We start from the raw sequence: 19,385 nt of genomic DNA, 5'->3' as shown, positions 1-19,385 counted from the left end.
GTCCGGCCCGGCGGGCGGCTCTGCCAGTGTGCCCGGCGGCGGCGCGCCAATGACGGCCCGCCCGGAGAAATAGTTGATGAGGGCAATCAGGCTCGGCGCTGCGAGGACGCTGCCCCGGCCCAGGCCGCTTCCGCACCGCAGGGCGCCGGCCAGATCAGCTTCAGGTCCGTCGCCTCGGCCGCCAATGCGGCGTGGCCTTCCAGAAGGTCGGCCGGGATAACGCCCATGATGGTGAGGGCAATGGCCAGAAGGTAATGACGGCCCTCCTTGGGCAGGTCAGCGGGGGCAATGTTCACGATGACGTGCTTGGGCGGCATGGCGAGGCCGAGGGCGGCAAAGGCGGCGCGTACCCGCTTGCGGCTTTCGGCCACGGCCTTGTCGCCGAGACCCACGATTTAGAAATTCGGCTGCCCACCGGTGAGCTGCACCTGCACGTCGACAGGCTGGGCCTCAACGCCCTCGAACGCATCTCGTGATCCGGCAAACCATCCCAGCTTTCCGCGTCAGCGGGAAAACCCTTAAGACAGGCCATCGAACAAAGAAAGAACAAATTCGCGGGGAAGGTGACACCTGATTCCGGGTCAAAAGTATTTCAGGGTGCATCAAGGCTGAAGGCCGCAATGCAGCATACTGTTATGCGTAGCATCGCTCTGCTGCACGCAGACCCGCGCGGGCTGGGTAATCTCCCATACAAGACAGGCGGAAAGTGGAAATCCACGCGCAACCTGATTGGGGTGTTGCGTGTTACCACGGTGACGGGTCCCCCACTGGTGTCCGCGAATGAGGGCCGAAAAATTATGGTAGACATGCAGGACACATCCAAACCAGGAGGCGGCAGCAGCGTCGCCGCGATCGTCATGGCCACGATCCTGGTGGCGGTGTCGCTTTACCTGCTTCGCGGGATCGTCGCGCCGTTCCTGATGGCCGTGTTCCTGCTCATTGTCATCGATGGCCCGTCACGGCTCATCCGCCGCACGATTCCCGGTATGCCGCACTATCTTTCCGTCAGCATTTCGGTGGCGGTCATCCTTGGATTTTTCGCCGCCATAATCTGGGTGACGTTTACCAATATCGAACTCCTGTTCAGCGACGCGGAGACATATGCGCGCCGCCTCGGCGAAGTGGCGAGCGCCGTTCAAAGCGCCTTCGGCGTGACGATTCCGGCCAGCCTCGAACGCCTGACCAGCGACGTGAACATTCCGGGCATTGTCAGTTTTGTTGCAGGCTGGCTACGGTCGGCCGTTTCCGCGACTGGCTTCGCGCTTATCTATCTTGGCTTCATGCTGGCGTCACGGCGCTCGTTCTCCCGCAAGCTGTCGGCGCTCACAGACGAGCAGGGGGAGCAGAAGGAGACGGAGCATGTATTCGATGCCATTCGAGACGCGGTCGCCAGCTATATATGGATCCAGACCGCAACGGGCGTCATGATTGGCGTCCTGTCATGGCTGGCCTTGTGGGCATTGGGCGTTCCGCAACCCATCTTCTGGGCTTTCCTGATTTTCATTGCCAGTTACGTGCCGATCGTGGGGGGAACTGTGGGTGTTTTCGCGCCTGCTCTTTTCAGCCTTGCTGAATCGGGGGGGGTTACGACCCCGCTTCTCGTGCTCGCCAGCCTGCAAACCATCCAGATCGTCATCGGCTACGCCGTGCAGCCGCGTATGCAGAGCCGGAGCCTGAATATCGATCCCATCGTGGTCCTGCTCGCCCTCGCATTGTGGAGCATGCTGCTCGGCCCGGTGGGCGCCTTTCTGTCAACGCCGCTCACCGTTACGGCAATGGTGGTTATGGGTGAATTCAAACGTACCCGGTGGATCGCCATCATGCTATCCGACGATGGCCAGCCCGCTCAGCTGGCCTCCGAGGTGGAGGAAGACGCGCCGATCGGCGGCTAAAACCCAGGGTCGTCAACGCATTGACGAAGGCGATGGTCGGGAGCGGGGCGGCGATTGCGGGCCAATCCCGGCGGTTGGACTCAGGCGGACCGAATGTGGTCCTTGCCCCAACTCGGAGCGTTGAGCAAAGACCCGAATGCTTCTTCGACGCTGTTCTTCGTCCCTCTCCCCCAAAACCCCAGCGCCAACTCCCTGACAGGGCCCTGCCCTTCCGGTTTCGTGTCGCTTCAAGGTCCTTGCGGATGGGCGGCGGGGCCGCTTGGGGCAAGGCTGGTCGTTCAGTTCAGGGATGGATGGTATGGCGCCCTACCGTGCACAGCTGGCCGACCTCCCATCCGCGTGGGGCAGGTAAAATGCCCCGGACCTGCCGCCGGGGGAGCCGGCGACAGGGGCAGTATAGGCGCAATGCGCCGGGGGCGGAGAGAGACGCGCGCTTTTGCCGGGGGCGCTGCAGGTTGCGGCGCGACAGGTGGGGGAAAGGCGGATCAGGCGCTGGCGGTATCGGCCGTGTGCTGTGTAATCGCCTCCAGGGCGGCGTCGAGCACGTCGAGCCCGGCGCCGGGCCTGGGTGCGCACTCAGACAGGACGCGGCGCCAGGCGCGGGCGCCGGGCTGGCCATTGAACAGGCCCAGCATGTGGCGCGTCATGGCGTGCAGGCCCGTGCCGCGCGCGAGCTGGTCTGCCATATAGGGCCGGTAGGCGCGGATGGCGTCATGGGCCGAGACGATCTGTGCCCCTTTCCCGCCGAGGGCCGCGTCAACCTCCCCGAGCAGGGACGGATCCTGGTAGGCGGCGCGGCCGAGCATGACGCCATCGAACACTTTGAGGTGGTCGCGGCATTCCTCCATCGTGGTGATGCCGCCATTCAGCGTGATGGAGAGGTGCGGGCGCTCGGCCTTGAGCGCAGCGACGAGGGCGTAGTCGAGAGGCGGCACCTCGCGGTTTTCCTTCGGGCTGAGGCCCTTCAGCCAGGCCTTGCGCGCGTGGACGGTGAAATGGGTGCAGCCGGCGGCGGAGACTGTGTCAATGAAGGTGAACAGGGTTTCGCGGGCCGGCAGGTCGTCAATGGCGATGCGGCATTTCACGGTCACCGGCACGTCTACGGCGTCACGCATGGCGGCGACGCAATCGGCGACCAGGTACGGCTCGGCCATCAGGCATGCGCCGAACGCGCCAGACTGGACGCGCGATGACGGGCAGCCGCAGTTCAGATTGATTTCCTCATAGTTCCATTCCGCGCCGATCTTCGCGGCGCTGGCCAGCTTGGCCGGATCGGACCCGCCCAGCTGGAGCGCAACCGGCGACAGGCCGGGGGCCTGCCAGAGGAGGCGTTCCTGATTGCCGTGAATGATCGCGTCGGCGGTGACCATTTCGGTATAGAGCAGTGCGCTTTTCGTCAGGCAGCGATGGAAGGCGCGGCAATGCGCGTCGGTCCAGTCCATCATCGGCGCCGTGCTCACGCGGTATCCTAATGAACTGTTTTTAATCATTTTTGTCCAGTCACGCATAGAGTCTACTAACTTTTCCAGTCCCCGTAAGTTTAATTCGTTGTCCTTTTACTCAGCCATAGTGAGGTTCTGAGTCAAAAATCAAACTAAACTCAGGCTGAGCACCTTGGTTTTGGCAAGCCTCCCGACTGCTCGCTCGTGTGCGAGGCGCTCGCCCAGCTTAGATCTGGATCTAACTATCCTTGCGAGCGCCTGCAAATTCGTAGCCCAGGCCGGCGTGTCGCCTCCGGATTGATCGCGCCAGCGTGCTAAACCGTGAGCTGCGCCCGGTGAGTTTGTCACGGTCTGGAAATCACAGTCTGTGATCTCAGCCCGGCTCGTTCGCTATCGAAGTTCCGCACAGAGTGACTTGCATTCCGAATCAGACGCACTCTAATTCCGAATCAGACGGAGCTGCGCTCCGAATTGGACGGCAGGCCATGCAAGTAAAGTCAAAAGCCAAGGCGCGCCATGCCGAGCCGTGCGTGCTGGGCGCCCTCAGCGATACGCGCATCGTTGCACTGGTGGGCCCGCGCCAGTCGGGCAAGACAACGCTGGCGCGCAAAATCGCCGCCGACAGGAAGATGAGTTTCGTAACGCTTGATGACGAACAATTCCGGCAGTTTGCGAATGAGGATCCGGGCGGTTTCATGCGCGGCCTCGACCATGCCGTGATTGATGAAGTGCAGCGCGCGCCCGGGCTTATTCTGGCGCTCAAGCGATCTGTCGATGAAGACCCTCGTCCAGGTCGCTTCCTGATCACGGGCTCGGTCGATCTCTTCAAGGGCACGATCTCGCCGGATTCCCTTGCTGGCCGTGTGGAGACAATCGAACTCCTTCCCTTCAGCCAGTCAGAGATTGCGCAGCAGAATCTCTCGGCCTTTCTCGACAAGGCCTTCGAGGCAGATTTCCCCGCCCTTATGGAAACCGGGCGCACGCCCGACCTCGTCCTGCGCATTCTCGCGGGCGGTTATCCGGAAGCTCTGGCGCGGACCGATCCGCAGCGCCGCCAGACCTGGCTGCGCGCCTATGCCCGCGCCCTCACAACACGCGATGTCTCGGAGATTTCATCGGTGTCAAAGACGGACGAACTTTCAAGACTGCTCGATCATGCCGCTCTGTCTTCGGGAGGACTGCTCAATCTGTCGGCTCTGGCCTCGCCCCTCGGCGTTGACAGCAAGACGATTGATCGCTGGCTGACCTTGCTGGAACAGATGTTCATTCTTCGACGTGTGCGCGCATGGCACCGCAATGACCTCAAGCGCCTTGTCAAAACGCCTAAGCTCCACTTCCTCGACACGGGTCTTCTTGCGGCGCTGCGACGGGTCGGAAAGGGCGACATTCAGTCTGACCGAAACAGGCTCGGAACTCTGCTGGAAGGCTTCGTCTATTCAGAGCTTGAGAAACAGTCAGCGCTTTCGTCCGACCCGGCTCTGATCAGCCACTATAGGGACAAGGACAAGGTCGAGGTTGATTTCGTGCTCGAGCGCGGACGGCGCCTTGTTGGAATCGAGGTCAAGGCAGCAGCCACCGTGAAGACGGAGGACACGCGCGGCCTGAAACGCCTGCAGGAAGCGGCGGGCAAGGCGTTTGCCTGCGGAATCATCCTGCATGATGGCGACCGAATTCAGCGTATCGGAGATCGGCTGTTCGCCATGCCGGTCAGCCAACTCTGGGCGTGAGGCATGGTTAGCGCCTGCTCGACTGCAGCATCTGCTGGCGATCACGCGAAAACCCAGGCGCCTCGAGGCGGTGAAACTGCAGCTTTGGCGGCGCGAGCCGTCGGTGTGACCAAACAGACCTACTACCGCTGGCGCAAAGAGTATGGCGGCCTGCAGGTCGACCAAGCCAAGCGCATGAACGCTGGACAACCAGACCCTTCAGGCAGTCGTACGGGGTGCCGCAGACAGGCGCAGCCAAAGTTCTAAGCTCTTCGCGGCGTCGTGCTGCAGTCGATCACGTGCTGGAAGAGCTGGCGTCTCCGAACGCCGGGCTTGCCGTGTGATCGGCCAGCACCGCTCGACCCACCGCAAGTAACCCATCCGGCGAGATGATGAGGACGCCCTGATGTCGGCGATCATACGTCTGGCAGAACGGTTCGTCCGGTACGGTTATGGGGCCTACTGACACGATGGCAAATGCACTTTCCAAGCAAGCACAGCATACATCCTTTAATAAGCCGCGGGCCTTATTAAAGGATGTCGGATTGAACGTTGGTGACTAAGGAGAGTTCGGCCGCGGATCGAGGCGTTGGCGGTCGTGAAAGATCGGCCAGACTTTCGGCCAAGCTTTCGTTTTATGGATTATTTTCACAATATAATCAAGCCTCTAAATGTTTACAACATCGGCCATTGCGCTGCAGCGCCAACTCAAGTTAAGATCGGCCACGGCATCGGCCAACATCCCCGCGCACCTCACGCAACTTGCTAATTTTTATAGGTTTTCTCTGTTTTGACTTCGGCCAACGACCTCCTTGAAACACCAAGCCGGATCGAACCGGCCAGGCTTGAGGAAACACCTGAAGCCATTGCAGATCTCATCGCAGAAGTCGCCGCCAAGTCAGCTGTTCTGGGTACAAAACTGCATCCTCTGACAGCAGCAAACCTCGCTTCTCTCGTTCGCCTGATGAACACGTATTACAGCAATCTGATTGAGGGTCATGACACACGGCCGCGTGATATCGAACGCGCGCTGGCCGGTGACTTCGACGAAAACGAAGGACGAAGAAACCTCCAGATCGAAGCGGCCGCTCATGTACGCCTCCAAGCGGAAGTTGACCATCTAGCGTCCACCGGCGAGCTGCCTGAACCAGCCTCCAGAGACTTCATTCTCTGGCTGCACCGCGAGTTCTATAAGGACGCACCAGAGGAGATGCTGCGTATAAAGAGCGACAATGTCGAATTCCTCATGACACCGGGTGAATGGCGATCCCAAAAAGAACACGACGTTTCGGTCGGTCGGCACATACCCCCCTCAAGCGAACGCGTAGCTGACTTCATGGCCTATTTCGAAAGCCGCTTTGCTTTCGAACGTATGGGTCAGGCTGCACGCATTCTTTCGATGGCAACCGCTCACCACCGCTTCAACTTTATCCACCCCTTCCCTGACGGGAATGGCCGGGTCAGCCGCCTGGTGAGCCACGCCATGGCCGCAAAGGCGGATATTGGCGCCCATGGTCTTTGGTCGATTTCCCGAGGACTGGCGCGCGGCTTAGAAAGCCGCACCGACTACAAGCGCATGATGGATTATGCCGACAGCCCCAGGCAGGGAGATCTCGACGGCAGAGGTAACCTGTCTCTCAAGGCACTGACCGAATACACAGCCTGGTTCCTGAAGGTCTGCCTCGACCAGATCGATTTCATGGCTGAGCTCTTCGATCTCGACAATCTATCAGGGCGTCTGAAGCGTCTGATCGAGCGCTCTGAAACCCTGAAACCGGAAGCGGCCTTCCTCCTCGAAGTGGCACTGATCCGCGGTGAATTTGAGCGAGGCGCCGCGCCTCGCATCACCGGCCTGCCGGAGCGCACGGCACGGCGTGTCCTGGGAGATGTCGTCGATGCCGGCCTGCTGGCCTCGGAAACACCTAAAGGACCGGTCTCACTCCGCTTCCCTGCCGACGCATTGGAAATCCTCTTCCCGCGCCTCTATCCGGAAACCTGAACACTCAGGGGATCCAGGGCCGTTCAAAGGTCAGATTGTCGGTACCTGAAATATCAAGGGCCGCCGCACCGCCGAAAAGCCATAACCTTCCTGCGGGACGAGCACCGCATCGGCCGCACGGATGGTGCGGTGGACAAGGGGCGCATAAGTCTCACCATCATTCGAGTTGCCGACCGCGTTGATGATAACGTCGAGCCCCTGCATTGCCATGACGAGCGTAGCCTCGTCTTTGAATGACACAGCCTTCACAAGAAGATTTGCTCGATCTGTCTCATGGTCGCTGACGGGGAACAACGAAGGACAACTGAACCCATCACCGCAGCCGAAACGGCGTGCACGAATTACACGATCTGATGGGACATTACCGCCTACTAATCCTTTGGCAGTTCACACGGAGAGCACATGAAGAACCGTAACACATTGTTTTTATGTGTTATTTTGTGATATCCGTCATAGGTGCCGTGCTCACGCGGTATCCCAATGAACTGTTTTTAATCATGTTTTTGTCCAGTCACGCATTGAGTCTACTAACTTTTCAGCCTCCGCAAGTTTAACTTTTGCCCTTCTACTCACCTATAGTGAGGCTCGACAATACAGTAAGACCGCATAGCGCGATCGGAAACAAACCCCCGGCCGCACTGATCAATCATGCAGGCGTAACCAGTCCGCCATCGTGAAAAGGCCGGAAAACTCCAACCGGCAGTGGTCCAGACCTGGGTCTCAGAGCATCAGGCAACTGGAGGTCGGAAAGTACCGGACGACGAACGGGGATCAGTTCATCTCTGAATTTCAAACGGGGTCAAACCATGCCTCGATCTACGATTGCCTTCCGCCTGAACCAAATCATTCAAGTCTATTGGGACAGGGTCCAAAAACAGTTGTATTTAAGAGAATGATCGTTCCATTATAGCCTGCGAAAGCAACGCCGGACATCCGCAGGCATGCAACAAGCTACGGAGGCTTGAATGACACAACCGCACGCGGCGGGAGGCGCCTTTAGACCCATCGCGATTGTTCTGGTTGCCAAAGACGATTGGGCTTCGTCGTCATGACGGGCGGCAGAAGTCTCGGATGCGTCATGGCTGTGTTGTTCTTTTGCGTTCCGGTGATCGCGGAAGCGCAATCTCCGCCCGCCGCCGATTTTACGACGAATTTCCGAACGGACCGCTGGACGGAAGATTGGCGCATAAAAGATGCTCCGGCATGGAAGTCTATTCAACTGCCTGGAGGGATCGCTCACTTATCGTTTGGCGGAGACACCCATATTCGCTTTGAACACAAGGATGCCTTTGCTTTCGGAACAACGCAGGAGGGCGCGCGAACCAATTTAATCGGGCGAGCCCTGGTGCATGCCGATTTTAGATACGGAAGCAACTTTCGTACTTACGTCGAGCTGGGCGTGTGGGACCAGGCTGGCAAGCCGGACGGACTGTTTTTTGATGAGGCTGACCTCGCGCTCCAACGTGCGTTCGTCGACGTCGTGCCAGACGACCACTGGACTATCCGTATTGGACGCCAGGCCGTTTTCGATCGATCGAGCCGGCTTCTCAGAGCCGCTGACGCCCTGAACTACCAGCAAGTCTTCGATGGCGTTCACATTGATTACCGGTCGGATGGATCGGTTGCGGAGGCGTATATTGTTGAGCCGTTCATATCCAAAAACGGCTATTTCAAGAGGTTTGAGGGCTTTGGAGATGGACGGTGGTCAGGCGGGTCCTACCGGCGAACCAGCCGGACGATCAAGGGTTTATCCTACGGAGTCTACGGCGTTTGGATTGACCGGGACGTTGTCGCATTCCTTCGTGTGCCCGGCAGTGAGCATCGCGGGGTTGGCGTGGCCCGGATGACGTATGATGCAGGATCCTGGCGATCCAGTGTCGAATATGGCCGACAATTTGGGCAAGTCGGGGTTAACCCGATAGAAGCTTGGGCCTTTGCGAACGAGCTGTCTGTGAAACTTGACAATGCGGGTCACTGGCATGCGTCGTTGCGGCTGGACGGTGCGTCGGGAGACCGCGCAGAAACGGTTGCCAATGAAAGCTGGGCCCCGGCATTTGGGGGAACATTCAACCTTGGCCGAAACGGTGTCTATGGCGCGACCAATATAATTGGCGCTTACCCCGAACTGTCATGGCAGGCGACGCGGGACCTTCGTTTTGCAATCGGCGGAGAACATGTGTGGCGCGTATCCGATGGAGCAGTCTTTGGCGGGCCAGGCGGAGACGCGCTACTATCTGCAGGTGCCACCGGCGATATGTTCATCCTGAACGGGGCGAATGTCGGACTGAAATGGCGGTTGTCCGGCACCCACGAAGTGCGGGCCAATTTGTTCGCACTCTCACCAAAGGGCGCATTCAGGCAATCGGGCGGCGAGCAGATCCGGGGACTGACACTCAACATGATCTCTCGTTTCTAGGATGGTACAGAACAAATGATTGTCGGAAGATCTGAAGAAGTGAATCTACGCCTCCTGCGTCTCGACTTTTCTCCGTCGATGGTCGGGATATGTACACCGGCTGTTTTGAATCTGATGAACGAGTTAGCCGACTACCAAGTTACGCGCAATCAATTGCGAGCCGGGTTTCCTTTTATATTTGAACACAGAAATGCAGGCCTCGAATGAAAAAAGGGACCGGAGACTATCCGTGATTAAATCGAAAGCGTTCGAACCAAAACTTACGCGAGGCATTATTCGTTCATGCGACCTCACCGTTGTGCTGTTGGACCAGCGCCCTGAAATGCATATCTTGAGAGCGCGCCTCTCATCGTGTGCGATACCTTGTGTAGAGCCTGACACTGATTCAAGACGAAACGACCAAAATGTGCTCTTGGATAAAGTGATCACCGGGCTTCCGGTTGTTTGGGAGAAACAGCATCGACAAAGCGTTGTCGTGGGCGACGTCTGTGCCTCTATGGTCATCCACTTGTGCCTGAGTCTCCAGTGCGAGGGGCTCGAAACCTTCGTTTGCCCATCAAGTTTGAACTCTAACGACGAGTGCTCACTGAGCTTGCTGAGAATGTCGACCTTAGGCGTTGTTCCGATCAGCCCGTCTCAATTGCTGGCCGAAATTGGCGATATTCACCTGTGAGGCATTTTCAGATGACGAAGAAAACGAATGGAAGAGCACCGAACAGGCCGTAGAGTCCCACCAGCGCGCCGGACGAGAATGATCTCCTGCGGGTGAAGATAAAAACGCATAAGACACCAAGTGCGGCTTCGAACGTCAGTGCCGCCGACAGGTTCAGATGATACCAGTCCGTACCAAGCGGTTGGCTGTCGGGGCCGAAAACAAAGTGCCCGTAGCCGGCAACCAGGTCGCCCAGCCAGTGGGCCAAAGACAAGGCCATGGCGATCAGCGCGAAGTCAGAACGGCGCGTTACCGCGAAAGCGATCGCACCGGCAAGCAATGTCCAGCCGATCTGGGGGATCAGGTCATGACTAAACGTCATCTCGACTATTTGAGTCGCTAGGCTCGGCCCGTCCGCGCCTGACGGTGTCATTGTCTCAATGCCGAGTGCGACGAAAGTGAACATCGCGATGTCGATCAGAAAGGCACTGAATAAAAGCAGCCACCAGGGAATTTTCGGTGCGGCGCGTTTGGCAACCAATGTCGTTGCTGCGTGACCCAAGATTATTGGACACCCCCAACGTTCAGTTGCTGTACAAGTTCTGCCGTGGTGACAATAGCATGTGCATAAGCCGGGCCATTGATGTCGTGGGCGGCGTGCATGGACTCGGACGACATGGCGGCCGTTGCATCGCGGACCAGGGTCACATGGTAGCCGAGTTCCGCCGCATGGCGCGCTGACGTTTCGATACAGGTATTGGCAATCAGGCCAATGAAGATGACATGGGTGATCCCGTGCTGGCGCAGCTGCACATCAAGGTCGGTATTGGCGAAGCTGGACGCGCCCCAATGTTCCTTGACGACGATATCGCCGGGCTCGGGGCCAAAGCCCGGATACCATTCACCGCCCCAGCTATCGACAGCGAACAGTTGGTATTGGTGCGCCGCACGCTGTGAGGGTGTCAGGTGCGTCCATCCCTCAAAATCAGCGGGCTTGTGCCGGTGATGGGGCAGAATGAAGATCGGCATGCCGGCCTCGCGCACAGCCCCGCGGGTTCGAGAGATATTGGCATGAAGGTCGACCGATTTGGCAACCTCGCTGAGGGCGGGCCACATCTTGCCATCCTCTGCGAGGAAATCATTATACGGGTCGATGAGAAGAAGCGCAGTGCTGCCCTTGGGATATATCGTCTCGTCCATGGCAGGTTCCTTTCTGGAGGATTGAGCCGGTACTGCCTGGCTTTTTGTTTGTGCAAACATGACGGGCGGGGCTGCGAGGTTGGTTGCATCGTCGGAATGGGCTGGACTGCTCTCAGTCGCGGTTGTGCCCGGCCCGGCCAGAGGCATCCGGTCGCTGCTGGAATTGTCCTGAGCAAAAGCGAAAGTGCCGAGCGCGAAGCTGGCCAGCAGGATCAGATTGAAACGCATAGATGACCTCATGAACATTTACTGGCTGTGTTGAGTGGCGGGCTGCACACGCAGAGCGAAAACGAGAGCCAGAGCAAAAACAGCAACACCCGCGCCCGCAACGCCCGTCGCACTCAATCCTATCGCAGCGATCACACCGCCCCCGAGGGTCGCGCCCATGCCCTGTCCAAAATAAACCATGGAACTGTTAAGGGCGAACGCGATCGTCACTGCCGCGCCAGACGTTGCTGCCAGCCGTGCCTGAACCACGGTGGTCGTTGCAAACAGTGCAGCCGATCCAAGCGCCATCGTCACGATCAGGAACGGCACCGACAAGCCCTCAAAATCAAAATGCATGCCGAGCGCAAAGGCCACCTGCGTCAGGCCGGCCAGCATGAACAGAATGAACAATGCCTTTCGAACAGCCAGACGTGCAAACAACGCCCCGACAGGGACCCCGATCAGGCTGCCGATGCCCGTGGCAATCTGAACACCGCCAATGGCCGCGCCCGTAAGTCCGGTCGTCTGGGTGATGACGGGGCCGATATAGCCAACCGTCACGAAGGTCGCGACGAATCCCAGCATTGTGAGCGCCATGAGTTTCGGGTTTTCCCCGCTGAGCGCGGTTTTGAAATTCGCGCCGGCCAGCTGTGGGGCCTTCACGTTTCGAGGCGCGACAAGTGCGATCAGGAGTGCAGCGAGGACGGCTACTCCGCCTGCAAACCAGAATGCCGCGCGCCAGCCAAAAGCATCACCCAGTATTGTGCCAAGCGGCATTCCCAGCAGGAAGGCCAATGTGTAGCCAGCCATGACTGCGGCGATCGCATCCGCCCGCCTTACTTCAGGCACCATATTTACGCCGATTGTCGTCGCCAGCGGGATTGTCAGCGCAGCAAAGAAGCCGCCCATGAAACGCATGCCTGCCAGCGTTGCGAAATCCGGCGCCAGGGCTGACGCAAAATTCATCGCCACCATGCTGGCAAGCACGCCTACAAGCAGTCTCTTGCGATCGATGCCCGATAACAGCCGCGCCAGGAAAGGACCGCCAAATCCACACGCAATCGCGAACACCATTTGCAGCTGACCGATCAACGGAACGCCAACTCCGAGACCTTCTGCCATCGGATCGATCAGGCCAATAAAGACGAAGGCGCTAGTGCCAAATGCAAATGGCGCGAAAACCAGGCTAAGAATACGCGGGTTCATGCTGGACGGCCGGAACGCATGTTACTCCCGCCAATAAAGTCCATCATTTCAGGAATGACGATCTCGTACGCATCTTCCTGAATGAAGTGGCCGGCATCGTCGACGCGAGTGACTTCGGCATGCGGAAAGGCCTTCAGCCACATGCCATCAAGTGTTTCCGCGCTGAACGCGACATCCTTCATCGGCCAGACGATTTTCACAGGCTTGTTGCCAAATGCAGCCTCCAGCTTCGCGCCTTCGGCCGCCACAAAATCGCTGACAGGGCCGTTCGGGCCAAACGGGATCTGACGTGGAAAGGCGAGGATTCCCGACCGTGACGACCAGTTAGGATGAGGCGCAAGATAGGCCGCCTTGTCAGTTTCAGTCAGGCGTGCTGGATCGTTCAGCCCCGCCTGAAACAGGAACCCTTTCACAAAGGCGTGGGCCCCTTTGACCAGAAGCTCGCCAACGACAGGTGTCCGAAAAGCCCTGAGGATTGTTGGTAGAGGAACCTCGCGAACGGGTCGCTGGAAGAACGTATTCAGGACAAACAAGCCCGACACTCTTTCAGGGCGACGCGCGGCCCAGGTCAACCCAATCGGGCCGCCCCAATCCTGAACGACAAGCGTCGCGTTTTCAAGGTTGAGTGACTCAAGCAATGCTTCGCACCGGTCGGCATGTCGGGCAATGGCATAGACGTCTGTGCGGGTGGGTTTGTCCGATCTTCCGAACCCCAAATGGTCCATTGCAATTGCGCGAAAGCCCCAACCCGTCACGGCTTTTATGAATCGTCTATAGAGATACGACCAGGTCGGATTTCCGTGTACGAACACAATAGGTGGCCCGTCACGCGGGCCCTCGTCAATATAGTGCAGTCGCCCTTCAGGCGTGTCGAACCATTTCGGCGCATAAGGCCAGGCTCCGCCAAAGGTCCAGTCAGCGTCTGAATTGTTCATAGCGGACGCTCCATGAAATACATACCGACCCCGCCAAGGATCGCGATGAGCGTCCAGGGGTATGGCGCGGGTGTTCGCCACAGGGCCGGATTGCCGAAGGTGGCGAGCCCGATACAGAGCGCGGCAAAGCCTGCACTCATTGCCGTGGCGACGGCAGCGAACAGCACGCCCGATGGCTGCCATGCGGCCAGTATAAACAAGCTGATCATCGCCAGCACAGCCACCGATCCGACATGCCATGAGAAATGGTGGAGCCAGATCACGCTGTCAGGAAGGCCAGACGTCTTGAGCGGCCCAAGAACTTTTGGGGATCCGGCGACCTCATGGGCAATAACTCCAAACAGGGAGAGGCCCGCCGCAAAGTAGAACAGGATGTCGGACATATCGATCATGGCGTCACCAAGCCTCCTTGAAGGGACGAAGGTCGAGTTCCTGCGTCCACGCAGAGCGGGGCTGGTTATGAACCATCCAGAAAGCTTCCGCGATCGCAGCCGGATCGAGGGCTCCGTCTTCTCCCAGCTTGTCGAGATAATCGCCAAACCGGGATTTGACCTGATCGCCATTGACGACGCCATCGATAATGATGTGAGCCGCATGCACGCCTTGTGGACCGTACTCGCGTGCCAGCGCTTGGACAAGGTTTCTGAGGGCGCCCTTTGCAGAAGAAAAGTGCGCAAAGTTAGGCTTACCGCGCAGGGAAGCAGACGCGCCTGTAAACAACATTGACCCATGGCCCTGCCGGGCCAGAAGCGGCATCGCACGTTTTGCGGCCAGAAATCCCCCCAGGCAGCAGACACGCCAATAGGTTTCAAACTGTTCCGGCGTCAGAGCCTCAAAAGAAATGGGGGCATTGTTGCCGGCATTATAGATGACCGACGCCACCGGCATTTCTTTAGCCGCCAGCGCGCCGAACACGGCGTCGAGATCCTGCTCCGATGTCACATCACAGGACATGGCGTCAGCGGACCCCTCTTGTGCGGCAATAGCTGCGCGCGTTGCCTCGACCTTTTCGGGCGTCCTGCCGGTTACAAGTACGTGGTAGCCAGCCTTCGCGAACCGAAGTGCTATTGCGCCGCCAACGCCGTCTGGCGTACCGGCACCTAATATCAGCATGGTTTCTGTCATTCAGGTCCCCTCATCCCCCAGACCTAGGGACATAGTTGATTTACGAAGGCAGTTATGGAACATTCGTTCTATAACGTTTGATGCAGCGATCCTGACAGCGAGTCAACCGGCATTGCAAAGCGGCGAGCACTGCCGCACAAACCACGGCACCTGGAGACAAATGGATCGCGTGTGTCATGAAAGGCCCTTAGATCCGGGCCTAAAGAGGAACCCTGAATGCCTAGACCCCGTTCGAAATCGAGGGATGACCTGATCTCCAGCGCGATGGGCGTGTTCTGGGAGAACGGTTTCAATGCCACGTCTATTGAGGACCTGGTTGTTGCCACCAGCGTAAGCCGGGGTGGCATTTATGCTGATTTTGGTGGGAAGGAAGACTTGTTCCTCGCCTGTCTAGAAGCCTACCGCGCACGATTTGCCAATCCAGCCATCCACATCCTGGCATCAGGGTCCAATGGTCTCGAATCAATTGAAGCCTATTTCGACTATTTCATTACCCTCCACGAGAAACGCGGAATGCCGGGACCAGGATGCTTTATTGCGAGCACCATGACCGAACTTGCGCCTCATAATTCAGAAGCGCTGCGGATCGTGAACGAGCACAGCTCAGAGCTGAAATCGGCCTTCGCGAGATCACTTACGCAGGCGGCAAGTACAAGCAGAAAGCAGATCGCCAAAACTGAGATTTCAGAGATTGCGGAATTTCTGGTGACGTCGAGCCAGGGGCTGTGGTCATATGGAAAGAGCGTCTCTGACATACGCGTTTTGAAACGTTTCAAGATGACGCTTCTAGGCCTGCTGCGCTTTCGACTTGGGCTACCTGCTATGGGTCGAAAATGAGACCGGCAGGAAGCGACAGAAGCTTCGTGTCGAAGTCATCGTGATAAACAAAAAAGACGCATCACATGACAATCGAGAAAAAACTTCTGGACCAGTAGGTTTCAGGGTACGACCCGGAGGGATTTTAAGACTTACCTCCCAACTCCCCTTATCGGCCCGCTCTCAAGAGTCCAAGCAACTCCAGCACCCCACCTTCTGACTTCAATTCCGCGTCCAAGATTTTGACCCAACTCCTGGTCTGCCTCCGGCAATGTGGTCCGCTATTTGAGTTAGTGCCGGCTCCTTTTGTGGAGTTGAGACATGGACAAGAGAGCCAAGCCTGAAGAGATTATTGCGAAACTGCGTGAGGTAGGGGTTCGCCTCGCTCGCGGAGAAACTGCAACTTTGGCGGCACGAGCCGTCGGTGTGACCAAACAGACCTACGAACGCTGGTGCAAAAAGTATGGCGGCCTGCAGGTCGACCAAGCCAAGCGCATGAACGCTGGACAACCAGACCCTTCAGGCAGTCGTACGGGGTGCCGCAGAAGGCGCAGCCAAAGTTCTAAGCCCTTCGCGTCGTCGTGCTGCAGTCGATCACGTGCTGGAAGAGCTGGAGTCTCCGAACGCCGGGCTTGCCGTGTGATCGGCCATGCAAAACCGTGAGCTGCGCCCGGCGAGTTTGTCCCGGTCTGGAAATCACAGTCTGTGGTCTCAGCCGGCTCGTTCGCTATCGAAATTGCGCACAGAGTGACTTGCACTCCGAACCAGACGGAGCTGCGCTCCGAATTGGACGGCAGGCCATGCAAGAAAAGTTACAAGCCAAGGCGCGCCATGCCTCGTCGGGCGTGGCTTTGCCAAGCGGCCAGTACGACCGCTCCCGATTGTAGAGGCGCATCCACTCGTCGATGATGCGCAGGGCTGCAAAGCCGTCTGCAATGTCCTGCAGGCAGACCTGCTTCATATTTGAGCGAGCGCCACAAGCGTTCGATGAGCCGCAGGCAGGCGAAGCCAACATGTTCTCCAAGTATCGGCCCCGACCATCCATCGAGACGCGAACGCGTGCACCTGTCAGCGTGGTAAAGCGGTTCGAAGCGTGGAACATGAACAACAAAACTGCGCTGATCTGACGTTGTTCCAAAAGACCTTGAGCAGCAGATCGGAGAGAGATATCTCCCGAGTAATCCCGGATGAATTCACACCCGTCCAAGCAGGCTCTCCGCCCGACCTGACACCAATCCTTCAACCCCGGACATCGCTTTGCGCTCCTCAGTCTCCAGATCAAACCCGGCCGCGACGTTCCTCGCCTGCTCCAGCACCATCCCGCACAATGCCTTCACTCTCCGCCGGATATACGGCTCTGTCAGGCCGGTCTCTTCGGCAAACCTGGCCCAGTCCCGCGCCTGGATATCTTCCAGTGCAGCCCGCTTCGCAATCTTCATTGTGAGCCGTGGGCTGAGCTCGGGATAAGCGACGGTCGAAAGGAGATCATAGAGCGGCGCCAGCGTCGTGCTGCCATCATATAGGAGGCTGTAATTCTTCCCATGCGCGTCCGCATTGCCGATGATCAGATTGAAGATTGCCGCATCGAAGAGCTTGAGGACTTCGATTGCGGGCCGGGTCGCCACGCGCCGCAGGAGCGTGAACAGATCGCGGAACACCGGGCCACCATCGGAGGCGTATTTTCGCGCCGACGTGAACCCGAGCGCCTGACAGAAATCCTCCTGATGCTTACGCGTGACCACGCCGTCCTCGCCCCTAACCCGGTCATAGCGCCGGACGAGCAGGAAGGGCAGGCCTTCAGCTCTGTGGATATCGACCTCGGCGACATCAAGGCCAATCAGGTGCGCAAGCCGCATCCCATAGGCCTCGTTTTCGGTCGTGCCCTCGAACCTAGTGATCGGAGGCTTCAGGATGTGCGTTGTCGGCTGGCCGGGTGCTGGCAGTGCGATACCATCCGGCGTCAGGATGACAGGGAGTTTTGCCTGGGCGCCGGCCAGTGAGAGTCGCAATCCCTCCTCTCCGGCCAGCATGGGGCGCTTTGGCAGAGAGTCGATCAGGACACGCAGCTCTTTGTCAGACAAAGGTTTGGGCGTGAACGGCCCTTCCAGGGCTGGCGGCTCCTCCCCTTCCGGCCAGAGCGCCAGGGCACCTGCAACTTCCCCGCCCAGCATTTCAAGGAGGCGAAATTCATTGTGCTCAGAGACGCCGAGCGCGGCAGCAACATTCACCCGCTGGCTCTCTTCAGGCAGGATGCCTTCGAAAAAGGGCAGGCATTCGCGCCTGGAGTATGGTTCTTCCCGCAATGGCAGGGACACGGAAATGGCCCGGACATCGCTCCGGGCAAGCCAGGCGGGCAGATAAGCAAAGCCCATTTCGCCATGCGCGTCGACTGACAGGGTCCCGACAGAGCGCGCCCCCCACCATAGCGTCAGTGCGCGCGTGGTCATCGGCGATCCTCCGGCGTGGTGATGGTCAGCGAACAGCCAAGGGCCGAAAGAACATCGAGCACCTTGCCAATCTGCGCCGTGGGCTTGCCGCGTTCGAGTTCAACAAGGAAGCGCAGGCCAACGCCCGAAGCGGCAGCCAGTTCAGGCTGGCGAAGGCCTTGGGCCTTGCGTGTCTTTCGGATGAGGTGGCCAATTTCTTCTGGTGTCATGAGCATAATTTCCCGTACGGGAAACATATGCCTGTATCAGGCGAAAAACAAGAGAAATATCCCGGTCAGGAAATTTATTGCCTATCGACGGCCAAATCCATAAAACTTTCCTGAACGGGATATAAATCGAACAAAGCCCGGTCACTTGCCATATAATGCCCCGAACGGGATATTTGGTTAAAAACCTACTTCTTACACTCACTCATGGTGAGTATTCTTGGACGACTTTCAAACCAGCTCTACACGAAATCACCCGACGCGTGGCGCCAGTGAGCCAGGCTGCGCTGAGGAGGCCCGCTCAAGCGGCCTCCTGATACGGCCCCAACTGCCCGCCCAGCAACTCAACCAGATACCCACCATCGCGCAGGCCTTCGGCCTTGTTCACGAGATACCTGATAGCGTCCTTCATGGCGCCCCGGTCATCGGTCCAGTCTGCATTCACGGCGTCCTGGCCGTAGAGCACTATGGCAATCTCGCGCTGGCTCATGCCGAGCTCAAGACAATCAAGCCCGATCAGTCCGTCCCGCAGGACCTGCGTCCACTTGCTCCAGAGCGGGGCCTGGCTGCCAAAGTCATCGCCATAGATCTCGAACGCCTCTCGCTGGGCTTTCATCCTGCGCTCAAAGCCGTCAACGTCGGAGATCGTGAGCTTCACCCGTATCAATCGCAAGGTCCTGAGACACGAAAAGACCACCTGTCTCCGCTTGTAGTCCATAGGCTCCGCCCTCATCATTCGCTGTAACGCGAAAACGTCTCGCTATGCGCCCAACTGCAAAATTCCTCCCCACTCTTCCGTCTACCGACTGTTTCCGACTGCACACGCAGCGCACACGAAGTCCCACAAAGCATTGTTTATAAATGTTTTTTGCGCGATCCATCATCGGTGCGATGGCAAATCTGTGGGTCAGGTTGGATGGCATATCGGCAGGGCACTTCAGCAAACGGTCACCGCCCCGTTTAGCCGCGCCTGGGCAGGATGTCTTGCCCCACGCCTGACATTGAATCCTGCAATCACGCCGTCCGCCTGGCGAGAGGCCCGGTGTGATTTTTTTATGACACCCCGGGCGTAGTTTTCTTTACGCGCTTGAAATTTTTCCTGAGTTGGGATATCCGATGTTTGACACCGGTGTCAT

16 protein-coding genes and 2 pseudogenes are annotated in these 19,385 nt (G+C 58.3%); 6 read left to right on the top strand and 12 right to left on the bottom strand.

Annotated features, from left to right (window positions below; translation table 11 throughout):
* Window positions 1-494, bottom strand: a pseudogene (locus VR74_RS21500) (magnesium chelatase domain-containing protein); the annotation flags it as partial.
* A 141-nt stretch (window positions 495-635) separates the two neighbouring features.
* On the opposite strand from VR74_RS21500, the gene VR74_RS02535 reads away from it, so the two are divergent.
* The gene (locus VR74_RS02535) at window positions 636-1,892 is read left to right on the top strand and encodes an AI-2E family transporter (RefSeq protein WP_299949416.1); all 1,257 of its coding nucleotides are present in this window, start codon (window positions 636-638) and stop codon (window positions 1,890-1,892) included.
* Between the two features lie 485 nt (window positions 1,893-2,377).
* On the opposite strand, the gene dusA is transcribed toward VR74_RS02535, so the two are convergent.
* Entirely contained in the window at window positions 2,378-3,382 is a 1,005-nt protein-coding gene (gene dusA / locus VR74_RS02530) for a tRNA dihydrouridine(20/20a) synthase DusA (RefSeq protein ID WP_045694138.1), read from the bottom strand.
* A gap of 437 nt (window positions 3,383-3,819) precedes the next feature.
* Between dusA and VR74_RS02525 the strand changes: the two genes are divergently transcribed.
* From VR74_RS02525 to VR74_RS02520, 3 genes and pseudogenes are all read left to right on the top strand, one after another.
* On the top strand, window positions 3,820-5,061 hold the full coding sequence (locus tag VR74_RS02525; protein ID WP_045694119.1) for an ATP-binding protein: 1,242 nt from the start codon (window positions 3,820-3,822) through the stop codon (window positions 5,059-5,061).
* Window positions 5,062-5,130: 69 nt separating this feature from the next.
* Window positions 5,131-5,238, top strand: a pseudogene (locus tag VR74_RS20420) (transposase); the annotation flags it as partial.
* A gap of 592 nt (window positions 5,239-5,830) precedes the next feature.
* Window positions 5,831-7,039 (top strand): Fic family protein, encoded by a 1,209-nt coding sequence (locus tag VR74_RS02520; protein ID WP_045694117.1) that lies wholly within the window; start codon window positions 5,831-5,833, stop codon window positions 7,037-7,039.
* A 30-nt stretch (window positions 7,040-7,069) separates the two neighbouring features.
* Here the strand turns inward: VR74_RS02520 and VR74_RS02515 are convergent, their stop codons facing one another.
* Complete coding sequence (locus tag VR74_RS02515; RefSeq protein ID WP_299949414.1) at window positions 7,070-7,279, bottom strand: hypothetical protein; 210 nt, start codon at window positions 7,277-7,279, stop codon at window positions 7,070-7,072.
* Between the two features lie 838 nt (window positions 7,280-8,117).
* On the opposite strand from VR74_RS02515, the gene VR74_RS02510 reads away from it, so the two are divergent.
* Window positions 8,118-9,455: an alginate export family protein gene (locus VR74_RS02510; protein WP_045694113.1), complete on the top strand. Its 1,338-nt coding sequence runs from the start codon at window positions 8,118-8,120 to the stop codon at window positions 9,453-9,455.
* Between the two features lie 680 nt (window positions 9,456-10,135).
* On the opposite strand, the gene VR74_RS02500 is transcribed toward VR74_RS02510, so the two are convergent.
* The 6 genes from VR74_RS02500 to VR74_RS02475 all read right to left on the bottom strand — a co-directional run bounded on the left by VR74_RS02500 (window position 10,136) and on the right by VR74_RS02475 (window position 14,780).
* Entirely contained in the window at window positions 10,136-10,669 is a 534-nt protein-coding gene (locus tag VR74_RS02500; RefSeq protein ID WP_299949413.1) for a hypothetical protein, read from the bottom strand.
* A gap of 2 nt (window positions 10,670-10,671) precedes the next feature.
* Window positions 10,672-11,307 carry an isochorismatase family cysteine hydrolase gene (locus VR74_RS02495; RefSeq protein WP_045694136.1) on the bottom strand — a complete coding sequence of 212 codons (636 nt, stop codon included), beginning with the start codon at window positions 11,305-11,307 and terminating at the stop codon, window positions 10,672-10,674.
* 246 nt (window positions 11,308-11,553) lie between these two features.
* Entirely contained in the window at window positions 11,554-12,720 is a 1,167-nt protein-coding gene (locus VR74_RS02490; protein WP_045694108.1) for an MFS transporter, read from the bottom strand.
* Window positions 12,717-13,655, bottom strand: a complete 939-nt coding sequence (locus VR74_RS02485; protein ID WP_045694106.1) for an alpha/beta fold hydrolase — start codon at window positions 13,653-13,655, stop codon at window positions 12,717-12,719. Before VR74_RS02485 ends, VR74_RS02490 begins: the two co-directional genes overlap by 4 nt.
* Window positions 13,652-14,047, bottom strand: a complete 396-nt coding sequence (locus tag VR74_RS02480; RefSeq protein ID WP_045694105.1) for a hypothetical protein — start codon at window positions 14,045-14,047, stop codon at window positions 13,652-13,654. Before VR74_RS02480 ends, VR74_RS02485 begins: the two co-directional genes overlap by 4 nt.
* A gap of 4 nt (window positions 14,048-14,051) precedes the next feature.
* On the bottom strand, window positions 14,052-14,780 hold the full coding sequence (locus VR74_RS02475; RefSeq protein ID WP_045694103.1) for an SDR family NAD(P)-dependent oxidoreductase: 729 nt from the start codon (window positions 14,778-14,780) through the stop codon (window positions 14,052-14,054).
* 216 nt (window positions 14,781-14,996) lie between these two features.
* On the opposite strand from VR74_RS02475, the gene VR74_RS02470 reads away from it, so the two are divergent.
* Entirely contained in the window at window positions 14,997-15,617 is a 621-nt protein-coding gene (locus tag VR74_RS02470) for a TetR/AcrR family transcriptional regulator (RefSeq protein ID WP_299949411.1), read from the top strand.
* Between the two features lie 1,172 nt (window positions 15,618-16,789).
* Here the strand turns inward: VR74_RS02470 and VR74_RS02460 are convergent.
* The 3 genes from VR74_RS02460 to VR74_RS02450 form a co-directional block, all read right to left on the bottom strand.
* Window positions 16,790-18,043, bottom strand: coding sequence for a type II toxin-antitoxin system HipA family toxin (locus VR74_RS02460; protein WP_045694099.1), 1,254 nt, complete (start codon window positions 18,041-18,043; stop codon window positions 16,790-16,792).
* Window positions 18,040-18,258 carry a helix-turn-helix transcriptional regulator gene (locus VR74_RS02455; protein WP_366462051.1) on the bottom strand — a complete coding sequence of 73 codons (219 nt, stop codon included), beginning with the start codon at window positions 18,256-18,258 and terminating at the stop codon, window positions 18,040-18,042. The genes VR74_RS02460 and VR74_RS02455 overlap by 4 nt, the downstream gene beginning before the upstream one ends.
* A 292-nt stretch (window positions 18,259-18,550) precedes the next feature.
* Window positions 18,551-18,907 (bottom strand): DUF2285 domain-containing protein, encoded by a 357-nt coding sequence (locus VR74_RS02450; protein WP_299949418.1) that lies wholly within the window; start codon window positions 18,905-18,907, stop codon window positions 18,551-18,553.
* Between the last annotated feature and the right edge of the window lie 478 nt (window positions 18,908-19,385).

Source organism: Hyphomonas sp. BRH_c22 (assembly GCF_000961795.1).
Taxonomy (GTDB): Bacteria; Pseudomonadota; Alphaproteobacteria; order Caulobacterales; family Hyphomonadaceae; genus Hyphomonas.
Note: the sequence above shows the minus strand (reverse complement) of the source record. Positions and strands in the feature narration are given on the sequence as shown.